Here is a 16,084-nt window from a genome sequence, read left to right as displayed (position 1 = left end):
CCGGAATGTGGATAGGATGGCGACGATGGCCGCGTCTGGCGCGGCTCACCGTCCAGTCAGTGCCCGGGAGGCGCCATGTCGATCCAGACCATCCTGTCCGACCTCGATTCCAGCAGGGAAATCCTCGAGGAGCTATACCGGCATTTCCACCGCCATCCCGAACTGTCGCTGCAGGAATACAAGACAGCTGACCGGATTGAGCAGGAGCTGCGCTCGCGCGGCATCGAGGAGGTGCAGCGGATCGCCAAGACCGGCCTGGTAGTGGTCCTGCGCAACGGCGACGGCCCCATCGTCGCGATGCGCGGCGACATTGATGCCCTGCCGATGGCCGAGCGCTCCGGCGTGGCATACGCCGCCGAGGGCGTGACCCAGGTGGACGAGACCACCGGCAAGGAAACCCCGGTCGCCCACACCTGTGGCCATGACATGCACATCGTCTGCCTGCTGGGTGCGACCTGGGCGCTGCACGCCAAACGCGACGCGTGGTCCGGCACCTTCATCGCGGTGTTCCAGCCCGGCGAGGAGAATGCCGCCGGTGCCAAGGCCATGGTCGCTGACGGGATCGTGGACAAGGTACCCAGGCCCGACGTGTACCTGGGGCAGCACGTGCTCGGCTCGCTGCCCGGTGGCGCGGTCGGCATCCGCAGCGGCCCGCTGTTTTCGGCCGCGGCCTCGATCGAGATCATCTTGCACGGCAAGGGTTCGCACGGCTCGATGCCGAACCTGGGCGTGGACCCGATCGTGCTGGGCGCGGCGATCGTCAGCCGCCTGCAGACCATCGTCTCGCGCGAAGTGGCGCCGAGGGAAACCGCAGTGGTCACGGTGGGCAGCTTCCATGCCGGCAGCAAGTCCAACATCATTCCCGACTCCGCCGTGCTGCAGCTCAACACCCGCGCCTTCGACAAGGACGTGGAAAAGCACCTGCACGAGGCGATCGAGCGCATTGTCCGCGCCGAATGCGAGGCCGCCCGTTCGCCGAAGCCGCCGGAGTTCCGCTACTACGACCAGTACCCGCTGACCTCCAACCACGAGGAGCCCACGGTCCGCGTGCGCGCCGCCTTCGACGCGTTCTTCGGCGATGACTCGGTCGACATGTCGCCGGTGCCTGCGTCGGAGGACTTCTCCGTCATTCCCGATGCATTCGGCTGTCCCTACACCTACTGGGGCCTGGGTGGATTCGAAGACTGGAAGAACGCGCCCGGCAACCATTCGCCGTTTTTCGCGCCCGACATCCAGCCCACCCTGGACCGTGGCATCGAAGCGATCGTGGTCGCCGTCTCCCCCTGGCTGATGGGAGACAAATGATGGCCACCGCAACTACTTCCGCAACCGACGCCAGCGGCTTCAAAGGCAACGACTCGGCCCTGCTGGGCATCGTGCTCGCCGTCATCACCTTCTGGCTGTTTGCCCAGACCACCATGAACATCGGCCCGCTGATGGCCGACGACGTCGGCATGCCGATGCCGGTGATGAACATCGCCATTTCGCTGTCGGCGCTGTTCTCGGGGATGTTCATCGTGGTCCTCGGCGGTCTCGGCGACCGGTTTGGCCGGGTGAAGATCGTCTTCTTCGGAAACATCCTCAATATCGTTGGTTCGCTGCTGATCGCGTTCGCGATCGAGGGCGCCCTGGCCACGCCGATGATCCTGCTCGGCCGCATCCTCCAGGGCCTTGCCGCCGGCGCGATCATGCCCTGCACCATGGCGCTGCTGAAGGTCTACTGGGATGGCAAGCAGCGCCAGCGCGCCGTGTCGATGTGGTCGATCGGCTCCTGGGGCGGCTCGGGCCTGACCGCCATCTTCGGCGGCTTCATGGCCTCCACCGTTTTCGGCTGGCGCTCGATCTTCATCATCTGCGCGCTGGTTTCGGTGGCCTCGATCGCGCTGATGCGGCAGATCCCGGAATCCGCGCCGCTGGCCGGGCGTCCCGGCAAGACCGACTGGACCGGCATCATCTCCATGGCCGTCGGTCTGGCGGCGCTGCTGATCGTGGTCACGCAGGGCTCCACGATCGGCTGGGCGAACCTGGCCACCTGGGCGCTGTTCGCGGTGTTCCTGGCGGCCTTCGGGATCTTCGTCAACGCCGAGCTGAAGGCGGCCTACCCTTTGGTGGATTTCAAGCTGTTCCGGAACTCGGTCTTCACCGGCGCGACCATCTCGAACTTCCTGATCAATGGCACCGCCGGCGCGCTGACGGTTTCGCTGTGGGTGCTGCAGGGCGCTGCGGGCATGTCCGCAGCCACGGCCGGCTACCTCACCCTCGGCTACGCGATCTTCATCATCGCCTTCATCCGGGTGGGCGAAAAGCTGCTGCAGCGCTTCGGGCCGCGCAAGCCGATGCTCTGGGGCTGCCTGATCGTGCTGGTCTCGATCCTGCTGCTGATGGCCACCCACACCCTGCAGTGGCAGTACTCGATCCTGGCGATCGTTGCCTACTCCCTGTTCGGCCTGGGCCTGGCCTTCTACGCCACGCCCTCCACCGACGCGGCGCTGACCAACCTGCCAGGCGATCAGGCGGGCGCAGGCTCCGGCATCTACAAGATGGCCTCCTCCCTCGGCGCAGCATTCGGCGTCGCGGCGTCCGCCGCCCTCTTCACCGCACTCTCGACAACGGGGCTGGAAGTGGTCGGCACCGTGATCGAGTTCTCCGGCCGGCAGGACAACCTCGCCGTTCGTGAAGCCGGCATGGTGGGCCTGGCATTCAACGCGCTGATGGCAATCGCCGCGCTGATCTCGGTGACGATCTTCATTCCGAAGCAGAAGAAGGGCTGACCGGGCCGATTTTCACGCGGCTTCGCGCGCATGGCGCGCTCCTACAGAGGGCCTGGCTTCGCACGCGTGGCCCGTTTTGCGGAGGCGGCCGATTTTAAGCGCGCGCCCCGTTCGACCCGAGGCGGCCCATTTTGCGCACACGGCCCGTCCGACCGGAGGCGGCCCGTTCTTCGCACGCGGCCCGTCCGACCGGCAGCGTTGTAGGAGCGCGCCATGCGCGCGAAGCCGCGTGAAAAAAAAACGCCCCGGATGTCCGGGGCGTTCCGTGTCACTTCCCGCCTTGATCAGGCGGTTGCTGGTTCCTCAGCCTCAGCCTCCCGATACTCCTCGATCTGGTCGAAGTTCATGTAGCGGTAGATCTCGTCGGCATGCCCGTCGATCACGCCGACGTCCACCAGGTACTCCTCGCGCGTCGGGATCCGGCCCAGGCGTGAGCAGATTGCCGCCAGCTCCGCCGAGCCCAGGTACACGTTGGCACCACGCCCCAGGCGGTTGGGGAAGTTGCGGGTCGAGGTGGACATGACCGTGGCACCCTCGCGCACCTGGGCCTGGTTGCCCATGCACAGCGAGCAGCCCGGCATCTCCAGCCGCGCGCCGGCGGCACCAAAGGTGCCGTAATGGCCTTCCTTGGTCAGCTCGGCCGCATCCATCTTGGTCGGCGGGGCGACCCACAGACGGGTCGGGATGTCGCGCTTGCCTTCCAGCAGCTTGGCCGCCGCGCGGAAGTGACCGATGTTGGTCATGCACGAACCGATGAACACCTCGTCGATCTTGTTGCCGGCCACGTCGGACAGGGTCTTGGCATCGTCCGGGTCATTGGGACAGCACACGATCGGCTCGATGATCTCGTCCAGGTCGATCTCGATCACCGCGGAGTACTCGGCGTCGGCGTCCGCCTCCATCAGCTGCGGGTCGGCCAGCCACTGTTCCATCTTGTCGATCCGGCGCTGGATGGTGCGCGCGTCGGAATAGCCTTCTGAGATCATCCACTTCAACAGCGTGATGTTGCTGGTGAGGTATTCAATGATCGGCTCCTTGTCCAGGCGCACGGTGCAGGCGGCAGCGGAGCGCTCGGCCGAGGCGTCGGCCAGTTCGAAGGCCTGTTCGATCTTCAGGTCGGGCAGGCCCTCGATCTCGAGGATCCGGCCGGAGAAGATGTTCTTCTTGCCCTGCTTGGCCACGGTCAGCAGGCCCTGCTTGATCGCGTACAGCGGGATCGCGTGCACCAGGTCGCGCAGGGTCACGCCGGGCTGCATCTTGCCCTTGAAGCGCACCAGCACCGATTCAGGCATGTCCAATGGCATCACGCCGGTCGCGGCGGCGAAGGCCACCAGGCCCGAGCCGGCCGGGAACGAAATGCCGATCGGAAAACGGGTGTGCGAGTCGCCACCGGTGCCCACCGTGTCGGGCAGCAGCATGCGATTGAGCCAGGAGTGGATGATGCCGTCGCCAACGCGCAGGCTGACGCCGCCGCGGGTGGAGATGAACTCCGGCAAGGTGTGGTGGGTCTTCACGTCCACCGGCTTGGGATAGGCCGCGGTGTGGCAGAACGACTGCATCACCAGGTCCGAGCTGAAGCCCAGGCAGGCCAGGTCCTTCAGCTCATCGCGGGTCATCGGGCCGGTGGTGTCCTGCGAACCCACGGTGGTCATCTTCGGCTCACAGTAGGTGCCCGGGCGCACGCCCAGCCCCTCCGGCAGGCCGCAGGCACGGCCGACCATCTTCTGCGCCAGGGTGAAACCCTTGCCGGTGTCGGCGGGCACCGCCGACTGGCGGAACAGCTCGACGGCGGGCAGCCCCAGCGACTCGCGCGCCCGGGCGGTCAGCCCACGGCCGATGATCAGCGGGATCCGGCCGCCGGCGCGGACCTCGTCGAACAGCACGTCGCTCTTGAGCACGAACTCGGCGATCACTGCGCCATCCTTGAGCGCCTTGCCCTCGTAGGGGCGCAGCTCGACCACGTCGCCGTGTTCCATCTTGGACACGTCCAGCTCGATCGGCAGTGCGCCTGCGTCCTCCATGGTGTTGTAGAAGATCGGTGCAATGTTGCCGCCCAGGCAGACACCACCGGCGCGCTTGTTGGGGATGTACGGGATATCGTCCCCCGTCCACCACAGCACCGAGTTGGTGGCCGACTTGCGGCTGGAACCTGTGCCGACCACGTCGCCCACGTAGGCCACCAGGTGGCCCTTCTCCTTCAGCTTGAGGATCTCGCCGATCGGACCGCGCTTGCCGTCGTCCTCGGGCACGAACGGCGCATCCGGGCGCTTGTTCTTGAGCATCGCCAGCGCGTGCATCGGGATGTCCGGCCGGGTGGTGGCATCGGGCGCGGGCGACAGGTCGTCGGTGTTGGTCTCGCCAGGCACCTTGAACACGGTGATGGTCATCGACTGCGGCACTTCCGGCCGGTCGGTGAACCATTCGGCGTCGGCCCAGCTCTGCATCACGGCCCGGGCGTTGGCGTTGCCGGCCCTGGCCTTCTCTTCCACGTCGTGGAAGGCGTCGAACACCAGCAGGGTGTGCTTCAGGCCGTTGGCGGCGATGGTGCCCAGGTCGGCGTCGTCGAGCAGTTCGATCAGCGGCGCGACGTTGTAGCCGCCGAGCATGGTGCCCAGCAGTTCGGTAGCGCGCTCGCGGCTGATCAGCGCGCTCTTCTCGCTGCCAAAGGCCAGCGCGGCCAGGTACGAGGCCTTGACCTTGGCGGCTTCGTCAACGCCCGCAGGCACGCGGTGGGTGATCAGGTTCAACAGGAACTGCTCTTCGCCGGCGGGCGGGTTTTTGAGCAGTTCGATGACATCGGCGGTCTGCTGCGCATCGAGCGGCAGCGGCGTGATGCCGAGCGCTTCGCGTTCGGCGGCGTGTTGGCGATAGGCTTGCAACATGGTGCTCAAAACTCCGGATTCGTGGAAATGGAATGGACCAGGCCGGACTTAGTCGGGCCGTGGCACGACCAGCTTCAGGCCCTTGAAGTAGTCGCGATAAAAGGATTTGTCGTGGGTGATCAGGCCGTCGCACTGCAGCAGCGCATGGGCGCCGACCAGGAAATCGGCCACCGGGCGCATCGGGCCGCCACGTTGGCGCTGGCGCCGGTGCATTTCGCCGGCGCGCACGGCGGACTTGGACTCGATGGCGCCAAAGCGGATGCCCATTTCCTCGAGCACCGCCACCACCCCGTCGCCGCCCTGCAACGCGCTGCAGACTTCCGCCAGCACCACGTCACACACCACCACCGGCCCGACGCTCAGGCTGCGGCGCAGGCTGGCTTCGGCAGCATCGGCCAGCGGCCCGTCGGCCAGCAGGTCGACAAGCACCGGTGAGTCGATGGCAATCATGTGCCGCTGTCGTCCTGGTCGCGGCCGCGCAGGGTGTCAACCGCCGCCTCACTGGATTCGAACCCGTCAAGGCGGAATCGGCCCCGGGCACGGGACACGGCATCGTCCACGCTTTTGCGCAGGATGATCCGCCCCCCTTCCAGCTCGACCTTCAGCGCAGTGCCCTTGGTCAGACCCAGCGCATCACGGACCGCCTTGGGCAGGGTGATCTGGCCGCGTTCTGCAACGGTGACTTCCACCGGGATCTCCTAGGGGAACCGAATATGCGCACATTATACATACTTTTTTACGCATACCTGACGTGCCATATCCCGCTGATGCCTGCACCCGTCACCGAAGCTGAACCGGATATCCGTACACTGTCTGTTTACATCGCCGCGCCCACGCATCCAGTTACAGGAGGTTCCAATGACCGATTCCTTTGCCGCCCGCAGTACCTTTGAGGTCAACGGCAAGACCTATACCTATGCCAGCCTGCCCAAGCTCGGCGAGCGCTTCGACATCGCCCGCCTGCCTTTCTCCATGAAGATCCTGCTGGAGAACCTGCTGCGCCACGAGGACGGCGTATCCGTGCAGGCCAGGCACATCGAAGCCGTTGCCAACTGGGACCCCGCGGCCGAGCCGGATACCGAGATCGCCTTCATGCCCGCGCGCGTGGTGCTGCAGGACTTCACCGGCGTGCCCTGCGTGGTGGACCTTGCGGCAATGCGCGATGCGGTGGTGAAACTGGGCGGCCGGCCCGAGCAGATCAATCCCCAGATTCCTTCGGAGCTGGTGATCGACCACTCGGTGCAGGTCGACGCGTTCGGCCGTGCCGAGGCGCTGGATATCAACGGCCGCATTGAATTCGAGCGCAACAAGGAGCGCTACGGCTTCCTGCGCTGGGGCCAGAACGCGTTCCAGGACTTCAAGGTGGTGCCGCCCAACACCGGCATCGTCCATCAGGTGAACCTGGAGCATCTGGCGCGGGTGGTCTTCGAACGAGAGATTGACGGCACCCTGTGGGCGCTGCCGGATACGGTGTTCGGCACCGACTCGCACACCACCATGATCAACGGCATCGGGGTGCTCGGCTGGGGCGTGGGCGGGATCGAGGCCGAAGCGGCCATGCTCGGCCAGCCCTCCTCCATGCTGATTCCGCAGGTGATCGGCTTCAAGCTCACCGGCAGGATGCCCGAGGGCGCAACCGCCACCGACCTAGTCCTCACCGTCACCGAGATGCTGCGCAAGCACGGTGTGGTCGGCAAGTTTGTCGAGTTCTTCGGCGAGGGCCTGCAGCATCTGCCGCTGGCCGACCGCGCCACCATCGGCAACATGTCACCGGAGTACGGCGCGACCTGCGGCATTTTCCCGATCGACGCCGAGGCGATCACCTACCTGCGGCTGTCTGGTCGCAGCGAGGAGCATATCGCCCTGGTCGAGACCTACGCCAAGGCCCAGGGCCTGTGGCATGAGCCGGGGGCGCCGGAGGCGGAGTATTCGTCCGTGCTGGAGCTGGACATGGGCACCGTCAGGCCATCCCTGGCCGGCCCGCGCCGTCCCCAGGATCGTGTGCTGCTGGAAGACATGAAGCAGAACTTCCATGACAACGTCGGTCCCCTGGTCTCACGTCGCGAAATTGGGCGCGATCGCCAGATCAACCGCTTCGAAAAGGACGGGGGTGACCAGCCACAAGCTGAGCACCTGGCGGCCAAGCCGGTCTCCACGATCTGCGTGGATGACTGCCAATACCAGATCCACGACGGCTCGGTGGTGATCGCTGCCATCACGTCGTGCACCAACACCTCCAACCCGGCGGTGATGCTTGGCGCTGGCCTGGTGGCGCGCAACGCGGCGGCCAAGGGGCTCAGGCCCGCGGCGTGGGTCAAGACCTCCCTCGCTCCCGGATCGCTGGTGGTCACTGACTACCTGAACAAGGCGGGCCTGATGGACGACCTGGAGCAGATGGGTTTTTACCTGGTCGGTTACGGCTGCACCACGTGCATCGGCAACTCCGGTCCGCTGCCGGAGGCGGTGTCGAAAGGCATTGCGGAAAACGACCTCGCCGTGGCTTCAGTGCTTTCCGGCAACCGCAACTTCGAGGGCCGGATCCACCCCGAAGTAAAGATGAACTACCTCGCCTCGCCGCCGTTGGTGGTGGCCTATTCGATCGCCGGCACCGTGGATATCGACCTGACCACCGAGCCTCTGGGCAAGGACAACGACGGCAACGACGTCTACCTGCGCGACATCTGGCCCAGCAACAAGGAGATCGGCGACCTGATTGCCGCCACCGTGGGGCCGGAGCTGTTCAAGCAGAACTACGCCGACGTGTTCACTGGCAACGATCGCTGGAACTCCATGGATTCGCCCGACAGCGAGCTCTACCCATGGAGCGATGACTCCACCTATATCAAGAACCCGCCCTACTTCGAGGGCATGACCATGGAAGTGGGCAGCATCGAGGACGTGCGCGGTGCGCGCGTGCTCGGCCTGTTCGGCGACTCGATCACCACCGACCACATCTCGCCGGCCGGCGCGATCAAGGCCGACTCGCCTGCAGGACGGTTCCTGCAGTCAAAGGGCGTGCTGCCTGCGGACTTCAACAGCTATGGCTCGCGCCGCGGCAACGATGACGTGATGGTGCGCGGCACCTTCGCCAACATCCGCATCAAGAACCTGTTCTTCGGCGGTGAGGAAGGCGGCAACACGCTGTATTTCGGCACTGGCGGTGCTGGTCAAGGCCGGCCCGAGAAGATGTCGATCTACGACGCGGCCATGAAGTACAAGACCGACGGCGTGCCGCTGGTGGTGATTGCAGGAGAGGAGTACGGAACCGGCTCGTCACGTGACTGGGCCGCAAAGGGCACCGTCCTGATGGGGGTCAAGGCGGTCATTGCCGCCAGCTTCGAGCGCATTCACCGCTCCAACCTGGTGGGCATGGGCGTGCTGCCGCTGCAGTTCAAGGATGGCGAGAACGCGCAGACCCTGGGTCTGGACGGCACCGAGACCTTCGACATCACCGAGCTGGAGGATGGCAACGCCCGTACGGCCACCGTGGTGGCCCGCAGCGAGGATGGCAGCGAGAAACGCTTTGAGGTCCACGTGCTGCTGCTGACGCCCAAGGAAGTCGAGTACTTCCGCCATGGAGGACTGCTGCATTACGTGCTGCGCGACCTGGCTTCCCGCACCGCCGCGTAAGCCGGCTTGGGCCGGGCCGGACGCAAGCCCGGTCCGGCACCTCATAAAGCCACCGACACTGTTCGTCGGTGGCTTTTTCATTCCCACACCAGCGACTGGGCCCGGTCTAGCGCGCAGCGGTCCAACGTGCGCTGGTGATGCGCCATTGCCCGTCTTCCATCTCCCAGCCGGTCTCCACCTGATATAGGTTGGCCTGATCTGGAAGCAGTCGTCCGGACCCGCCGGTCAGCGCCGCGCTGAAGCGGACCGTGGCGTGCGGTTCCTGCAGCTGGATCTCCAGCGGCCCCATGGTCAGGCCGACCGACTGGTGCTGCATCATGTACAGCGCAGCGGTGCGCCGTGCCTGGTCACGGTCCATTCCGCCCGGACCGATGAAGTCTTCGGCCAGGTGCCGCCGCAGCGCTCCGGCATCGCGGCCCTCGATGTTCTGCTGCACCTCCGCCACGGCCTGGCGCAATGCCTCCTCAGGCTCCGTCCGAGCGCAACCCGACGCCAACGTCAGGGCACAAGCGATGCCGGCAAACAGCCATCCCCGCGCCTTCCCCAATGCCGCGCGCCGCGCTCCATCCACCCCTCGCATCGTGTCTGTACTCCTCCATCAAGGCACCGAGCGTAACGCGTCCGCAGGCCATCATCAGCCGCCTTGCCAGCTTCCGCGGCGCTATGCTCCAATCCGGTGACAGCGCGCGCGGACGACATTGCACACGCGCAACAATATTCAGGGAGTGGAATTCATGACCATCGAACGCCCTTGGTTGGCGAGCTATCCCCAGGGCACGCCGGCGCAGATCAACGCCGACGAGTTCGCTTCGATTCCGGAGGTCCTGCAGGACGCGCTTGAAAAGTATCGCGACCGCCCGGCCTTCTCCAACATGGGCGTGACCCTGAGCTATGCGCAGATCGATGAGCTGAGCCAGCAGTTTGCGGCTTATCTGCTGGGCGAGTTGAAACTCAAGAAGGGCGACCGGGTGGCAATCATGATGCCCAACTGCCTGCAATACCCCATCGCCACCTTCGGCGTGCTGCGCGCGGGGCTGACCGTGGTCAACGTCAACCCCATGTACACCGCGCGCGAGCTGCGCCACCAGCTCGGCGATGCCGGCGTGAGCGTGCTGCTGGTGCTCGACAACTTCGGCCATACGGCGCAGAAGGCGCTGGAAAATCTGGATGTCCCCCACCTGATCACCACGGGTCTGGGCGACATGCTCGGCTTCCCCAAGGGCGCGATCGTGAACTTCGTACTGCGCCACGTGAAGAAGATGGTGCCCGACTACAGCCTCCCCGGTGCCGTGCGCTTCCGCGACACCCTGGCCGCCGGTCGCAAACACACACTGCCGAAAATTTCGATCTCACCGCAGGACATCGCCTTCCTGCAGTACACCGGTGGCACCACCGGCGTAGCCAAGGGCGCCATGCTCACCCACCGCAACATGGTGGCGAACATGGAACAGGCCTCTGCGTGGATTTCCACCGGGCTTGAGCCAGGCGGCGAGACGATCATCACCGCTCTGCCGCTGTATCACATCTTCGCGCTGACAGCGAACGGCCTGGTGTTCATGAAGCTCGGCGGACACAACTGGCTGATCACCAACCCGCGCGACATGCCCGGCTTCGTCAAGGAGCTGAAAAAGGTGCGCTTCACCGCCATCACCGGCGTCAACACCCTGTTCAATGGCCTGCTCAACACGCCAGGCTTTGACGAGGTGGATTTCTCATCGCTCAAGGTCGCCTTGGGCGGAGGCATGGCGGTGCAGCGTTCGGTGGCCGAGCGCTGGAAGAAGGTCACCGGCGTCACCCTGGTGGAGGCCTACGGCCTGACCGAAACCGCACCGGCTGCCTGCATCAACCCGATGAACCTGGCCGAATACAACGGCGCCATTGGCCTGCCCATTCCCTCCACCGACGCCTGCATCAAGGACGACGAGGGCAACATGCTGCCGGTGGACGAAGTGGGCGAGCTGTGCATCCGCGGTCCGCAGGTGATGAAGGGCTACTGGCAGCGGCCGGAAGATACCGAGGCGGCCATCGACGCCGACAACTGGCTGCACACCGGCGACATGGCGCGGATGGATGAGCAGGGCTTCTTCTATATCGTCGACCGCAAGAAGGACATGATCCTGGTCTCCGGATTCAACGTGTATCCCAACGAGGTCGAGGACGTGATCGCGATGATGCCGGGCGTGCTTGAAGTGGCCGCGGTGGGAGTCCCGGATGAAAAGTCCGGCGAGGTGGTCAAGCTGGTCGTGGTCAAGAAGGATGAAAGCCTGACCGCCGATCAGATCAAGGCCCATGCCCGCGAGAACCTGACCGGCTACAAGCAGCCGCGCATCATCGAATTCCGCCGGGAGCTGCCCAAGACCAACGTGGGCAAGATCCTGCGGCGCGAACTTCGCGACGATTCCCCGGAGTGATCCCGTGGGCGGCCTGCGGGCCGCCCAGCCCCTGTAACCGGCGGAAATACTTGCAGTTCTGCTGGATTCAGCGCATAGAAGGAACCGATCGGCCTGCATTCATCCCGGCCCTGTCCTGGGCCCGGATGACCGGTCCCCGCTTTCCTTCCGTCCATTGATCCACAGGGGATTTACCCAATGAACAACGTTCAGCAGCTTCACCGTACCCGCCCGTTTCCCAGCATGCGCGTCGAGTCGGCCCCTTCCGGCGACGCCCACTGGCTGTATATGCACCACGGGCTCCAGCCGGGCGCGCGGCCCTGCTACCACCCGGCGTTGATGACCGAGATGTGGAGCTTCCTGAACTCGATCACGCTGCGTGAAAGCCAGCGCCAGCCGGGCCGCCTGCGTCATCTGGTTCTTGCGTCAGATGCTGCGGCCTTCAACCTCGGGGGAGACCTGGAGCTGTTTGCGCAGCTGATACGCAAAGGGGACCGTGAACCACTGCTCGACTACGCCCGCAAGTGCGTGGACGGCGTCCACCACATCCACAACGGACTTGGCGGCGATGTACGCACCATCGCCCTGGTACAGGGCGATGCGCTGGGCGGGGGACTGGAGATGGCCCTGGCCTGCCACACCATCGTGGCCGAGGAAGGCGTGAGCATGGGGCTGCCGGAAGTATTGTTCGGCCTCTTCCCCGGCATGGGCGCGTACTCGTTCCTGTGCAAGCGGGTATCGCCGCAGCTGGCGGAGAAGATCATCCTGGAAGGGAAAATCTATCGCAGCGAAGACATGTACGAAATGGGAGTAGTCGACATCCTGGTACCACCCGGCGAAGGCGAGGCAGCAGTCGCTGAGCTGATCCGCCGCCAGCAGCGTTCCGCCACCTCACACCTCGCCCTCAATGCCGTACGCAACATTGCGCAGCCGGTAGGCTACGACGAGCTGATGGGCATCACCGAGGTGTGGGTGGATACCGCCTTGACCTTGAGTGATCGCTCACTCAAGACGATGGACCGGATCGTGAAAGCACAAACCCGGCGGATCTTCAGCAACGAGGCCGGAACCGGCAGCTGATCCCGGCTCAGCTTTCCCGGCCCAGGTCGCGGCCGCGCGTGTCAGCACCTCCGCGCGCGGCCACGGCCTGCTGGCCCAGCCTGTATTCCTGGGTCAATGCAGCCATCCGCTGCTTCCAGTCACGCCGCAGCTGCCACTCGGACAGGCGCATCAGCTCGCCGCTCTGGGCGGCAATCCTGACCAGCCCCAGGTTGCTGGCCACTCCCTTCAGCGCATGGGCGTGGTCACGCATGGCATTGCAATCTTCCGCCTTGCCCGCTGATTCAAGCCGTTCCAGGCATGCCGCCGCATCATCCATGCACTGGGCCACGAATTTGCGTACGAAGTCCTCACCCATGCCCAGGGAAGAGAGCTCATCAAGGACCGATGGGTCGAATCGGCCATCGGCGACGGCCCCCGCGGCGGCTACCCTCGCCTGCTCCTGGTCCACCGTGGTTTCCGCCGGCCGCAACCTGCCGCCCGAGGCCGCGATATCAGCCAGCAGGTCCAGCAGCCGGGAAACAGACACCGGTTTGGCGAGGAATGCGTGGGCACCCGCGCTGTGGCAGTTGGAAATGGCTTCCGTGGTGACATCCGCACTGAGGATGATCACCGGCGTTGCCGGAGCGCCTGCCTGCATGGTCCGCAGCTGACCGAGCAGGTCAAGTCCACTGAGGCCAGGCATGTGCAGGTCACAGATGATGGCCTCGTAATCCGCCACTTCAACGGCGTCCAGCAGCGCTTCACCCCCGTCCACGCTGACCACCGCGTGGCCGGCCTTCTGCAGGATCCGTTCCAGCACCATGCGATTGGCAGCGTGATCGTCTGCGATCAGCACCTGCATCGGCCGCACCCTTGCACGGTGGCGCAGGAAAGGATCGCCGAAAGCGATCACATTGGCCGCGGGGGCCGTGGAGCCGACCGGCCCGTCAAGCGCATCGTGCCCGGGCTGCCGGGCATCGGGGGTTTCCCGTGCAAACGGGAGTTCCACCCAGAACCGGCTGCCCACGTTCTCGCGGCTCTCGAACCCGATGCTGCCGCCCATGGCTTCGGTCAGCTTCTTGGCAATGCTGGTCCCAAGGCCGGTGCCGCCAAAACCACGCACCAGGGTGCTGTCCACCTGCTCGAAGGCATTGAACAACCGCTCCCGGGCGGATTCGGGTATGCCGATGCCGGTGTCGGCCACGGTGAACTTCAGCCGCAGTTCTTCGGCATCGCTCCCGGCCAGCTCCACCTCCAGCCGCACCGACCCTTCCCGGGTGAACTTGACCGCGTTGGCCACCAGGTTGATCAGCACCTGGCGCAGATGGTCGCTATCGCCGCGCAGACGCTCCGGCACATCCGGCGCAATCCGCGATTCGTAGTTCAGTCCCTTGGCCCGGGCGCCCGGCCGAAGCATCAGGTCCACGCCATTGACCGCTTCACGCAGATCGAAATCAGCGTCGGCCACCTTCAGCTTTCCGGCCTCGATAGCCGAAATATCCAGCACATCCTCGACCAGGGAGAGCAGGTTCTGGGTGGAAGCGCGGACGGTAGCCAGGTACTCGCGCTGCTCGTTGTCCAAACGTGTGGTGGCCAGAAGCTCCGTTACCCCAGCCAGGCCGTTGAGCGGGGTTCTGAATTCATGGCTCATGTTGGCCAGGAAGCGGCTCTTGGCCTGGCTGGCCCGCATTGCTTCGCGCGTGGCCCGCGTGAGCTCGCGCAGCAGCCCTGACAGGTACATCGGAACGGCCACGAGCCCCACCAGGAGCCCTAAACCAAGGATCAGGTTGGCCTGCCAATATGCATTGACGAACAGCGGCAGGCTGAAGCCTGCCACCGCCATGCCCATCGCCGCATACAGATAGCCGCTGCCATAGCGCAGGCCGTTGCCCACGGTGACCCACATGATCAGGACATAGACCCATGCCAACGGCTCACCCATGATGGTCATGGCTGCGGCCATCAGTCCGTAATCGGACACCATGCCGATCACCCGCCGTATGTGGGAGATGCCGGGTCTGGCAAGGATGCCGGCCAGCAGGCAGAGTCCGATGCAGAAGCCACTGAGCACCATCACCAGCACCTGCCCGTAGGCCGGGGGCCGGGAGCCGGTCATGTCGCTCCACAGCAGGTAAACCAGCACGACCAGCAGCAGTCCGAGGCGTACGGTTGCCTGGCCGTGTTCGCTGTCAGGCCGGTTTTCCAGCCTCAGCCTGACCCTTTGCAGCAGCGTACCCATGGTCGCACTCACTGCAGCTGGCGCCGCAACAATGGCGCCTCACCACCGAATTCAATGGCCAACTCCTCTACCCGGACGCGGTTGCGCAGCAGCGCATCCACACAGCCCGGGTCAAACAGCCGGCCGCTGTTGTCGGCGAGGTAAGTGAAGGCCTCCTCCAGGCTCCAGGCACGCTTGTACGGGCGTTTGGAGATCAGCGCGTCGAAGACATCCGCCACCGCGACAATGCGGGCCTCAACCGGGATGGCGTTGCCACGCAGCCCTTCGGGATATCCGCTGCCGTCGTATCGTTCCTGGTGATACAGGGCGATGGTGGCGCTGAGCTGGATAAAGCGGTTCTGGCTGCCGCTCAGCAACTCGTAACCGATCTGCGGATGCTTGCGCATCAGCTCCGTCTCCGCGTCGTCAAGCGGGCCGGGCTTCATCAACAGCGCGTCGGGAATCGCGATCTTGCCGATATCGTGCAGGGGCGCGGCAAGCTCGATCATCCGCACCTCTTCCTCGAACATGCCGAGTTCCTCGGCGATCACCCCGGCCACCCGCGCGACGCGCTCCAAGTTGGCACTGGTGCCGGCGTCGCGGTAGGCGATCGCCCGCGCCAGCCGGGTCATGGTTTCGCGTTCGCGCTCCTCCACCTCGTGCATGCTCGCCAGCAGCCGCTGTTCAAGTGACAGCGCACGCTGTTTGACCGACTCGGAATGCTGGCGCAGCTGCAGCAGATTGCGACAGCGGGCGCGCAGCTCACGCGGCCGCACCGGTTTGACCAGGAAATCGATCACCCCGGCATCCAGTGCTGCCTGGCGCACGGGCTCGTCCCCCACCACCGTGACCAGCACGATCGGCACATCCCGATGCAGCAGCGGACGACGGAAACGCCGGGCGAACTCCAGCCCATCCATGCCGGGCATGCGGTAATCGAGCAGCAGCAGGTCCGGACGGTTTTCCTGGCACCACTGCAGCGCGACCTGGGGGTCATCGAAGTCGAGCACTTCCAGCTCGGGACCGATGTCCTCGATGATGTGGCGCAGCATGGTCCGCGCGGAAGTCTGGTCGTCGACAATGACGATATTCACATCGGCAATCCCGTTGGCTGGGGCCGGTTGATCCGGTTAGCGCCGGATGGTCGCCGCA

General features: G+C 65.1%; 11 protein-coding genes. 5 read left to right on the top strand and 6 right to left on the bottom strand.

Going from position 1 to position 16,084, the window contains the following annotated elements:
* Positions 1 to 75: 75 nt before the first annotated feature.
* Together ACW7G3_RS02265 and ACW7G3_RS02260 are read left to right on the top strand one after the other, a co-directional pair.
* Positions 76 to 1,305 carry an amidohydrolase gene (locus ACW7G3_RS02265; RefSeq protein ID WP_456980855.1) on the top strand — a complete coding sequence of 410 codons (1,230 nt, stop codon included), beginning with the start codon at positions 76 to 78 and terminating at the stop codon, positions 1,303 to 1,305.
* Positions 1,305 to 2,771, top strand: a complete 1,467-nt coding sequence (locus ACW7G3_RS02260; protein ID WP_456972110.1) for an MFS transporter — start codon at positions 1,305 to 1,307, stop codon at positions 2,769 to 2,771. The genes ACW7G3_RS02265 and ACW7G3_RS02260 overlap by 1 nt, the downstream gene beginning before the upstream one ends.
* A 284-nt stretch (positions 2,772 to 3,055) precedes the next feature.
* Here the strand turns inward: ACW7G3_RS02260 and acnB are convergent, their stop codons facing one another.
* The 3 genes from acnB to ACW7G3_RS02245 are packed head-to-tail and all read right to left on the bottom strand — an operon-like array spanning position 3,056 to position 6,342.
* Positions 3,056 to 5,653 (bottom strand): bifunctional aconitate hydratase 2/2-methylisocitrate dehydratase, encoded by a 2,598-nt coding sequence (acnB, locus tag ACW7G3_RS02255; protein WP_456980854.1) that lies wholly within the window; start codon positions 5,651 to 5,653, stop codon positions 3,056 to 3,058.
* 48 nt (positions 5,654 to 5,701) lie between these two features.
* A complete protein-coding gene (locus ACW7G3_RS02250; protein ID WP_456980853.1) occupies positions 5,702 to 6,103 on the bottom strand; it encodes a PIN domain-containing protein in 402 nt (133 codons plus the stop codon).
* Complete coding sequence (locus tag ACW7G3_RS02245; RefSeq protein WP_456980852.1) at positions 6,100 to 6,342, bottom strand: AbrB/MazE/SpoVT family DNA-binding domain-containing protein; 243 nt, start codon at positions 6,340 to 6,342, stop codon at positions 6,100 to 6,102. The genes ACW7G3_RS02250 and ACW7G3_RS02245 overlap by 4 nt, the downstream gene beginning before the upstream one ends.
* A gap of 169 nt (positions 6,343 to 6,511) precedes the next feature.
* Between ACW7G3_RS02245 and acnA the strand changes: the two genes are divergently transcribed.
* Positions 6,512 to 9,283: an aconitate hydratase AcnA gene (acnA, locus tag ACW7G3_RS02240; RefSeq protein WP_456980851.1), complete on the top strand. Its 2,772-nt coding sequence runs from the start codon at positions 6,512 to 6,514 to the stop codon at positions 9,281 to 9,283.
* Positions 9,284 to 9,389: 106 nt separating this feature from the next.
* On the opposite strand, the gene ACW7G3_RS02235 is transcribed toward acnA, so the two are convergent.
* Complete coding sequence (locus ACW7G3_RS02235) at positions 9,390 to 9,740, bottom strand: nuclear transport factor 2 family protein (RefSeq protein ID WP_456980850.1); 351 nt, start codon at positions 9,738 to 9,740, stop codon at positions 9,390 to 9,392.
* Positions 9,741 to 10,017: 277 nt separating this feature from the next.
* Between ACW7G3_RS02235 and ACW7G3_RS02230 the strand changes: the two genes are divergently transcribed.
* Together ACW7G3_RS02230 and ACW7G3_RS02225 are read left to right on the top strand one after the other, a co-directional pair.
* Positions 10,018 to 11,694, top strand: a complete 1,677-nt coding sequence (locus ACW7G3_RS02230) for a long-chain fatty acid--CoA ligase (RefSeq protein WP_456980849.1) — start codon at positions 10,018 to 10,020, stop codon at positions 11,692 to 11,694.
* 177 nt (positions 11,695 to 11,871) lie between these two features.
* Entirely contained in the window at positions 11,872 to 12,753 is an 882-nt protein-coding gene (locus ACW7G3_RS02225) for a crotonase/enoyl-CoA hydratase family protein (RefSeq protein WP_456972096.1), read from the top strand.
* 7 nt (positions 12,754 to 12,760) lie between these two features.
* On the opposite strand, the gene ACW7G3_RS02220 is transcribed toward ACW7G3_RS02225, so the two are convergent.
* Together ACW7G3_RS02220 and ACW7G3_RS02215 are read right to left on the bottom strand one after the other, a co-directional pair.
* Positions 12,761 to 14,953 carry an ATP-binding protein gene (locus ACW7G3_RS02220; protein ID WP_456980848.1) on the bottom strand — a complete coding sequence of 731 codons (2,193 nt, stop codon included), beginning with the start codon at positions 14,951 to 14,953 and terminating at the stop codon, positions 12,761 to 12,763.
* A gap of 8 nt (positions 14,954 to 14,961) precedes the next feature.
* A complete protein-coding gene (locus ACW7G3_RS02215; protein WP_456972092.1) occupies positions 14,962 to 16,026 on the bottom strand; it encodes an HD domain-containing phosphohydrolase in 1,065 nt (354 codons plus the stop codon).
* Positions 16,027 to 16,084 lie beyond the last annotated feature (58 nt).

This window comes from Luteimonas sp. A478 (genome assembly GCF_054052025.1).
Note: the sequence above shows the minus strand (reverse complement) of the source record. Positions and strands in the feature narration are given on the sequence as shown.

Bases quoted from the DNA above. Each gene is read 5' to 3' on its own strand.
- ACW7G3_RS02225 (WP_456972096.1), top strand. From the start codon at position 11,872: ATGAACAACGTTCAGCAGCTTCACCGTACCCGCCCGTTTCCCAGCATG.
- ACW7G3_RS02250 (WP_456980853.1), bottom strand. From the start codon at position 6,103: ATGATTGCCATCGACTCACCGGTGCTTGTCGACCTGCTGGCCGACGGG.
- ACW7G3_RS02265 (WP_456980855.1), top strand. From the start codon at position 76: ATGTCGATCCAGACCATCCTGTCCGACCTCGATTCCAGCAGGGAAATC.
- acnA (WP_456980851.1), top strand. From the start codon at position 6,512: ATGACCGATTCCTTTGCCGCCCGCAGTACCTTTGAGGTCAACGGCAAG.
- ACW7G3_RS02230 (WP_456980849.1), top strand. From the start codon at position 10,018: ATGACCATCGAACGCCCTTGGTTGGCGAGCTATCCCCAGGGCACGCCG.
- ACW7G3_RS02260 (WP_456972110.1), top strand. From the start codon at position 1,305: ATGGCCACCGCAACTACTTCCGCAACCGACGCCAGCGGCTTCAAAGGC.
- acnB (WP_456980854.1), bottom strand. From the start codon at position 5,653: ATGTTGCAAGCCTATCGCCAACACGCCGCCGAACGCGAAGCGCTCGGC.
- ACW7G3_RS02220 (WP_456980848.1), bottom strand. From the start codon at position 14,953: ATGGGTACGCTGCTGCAAAGGGTCAGGCTGAGGCTGGAAAACCGGCCT.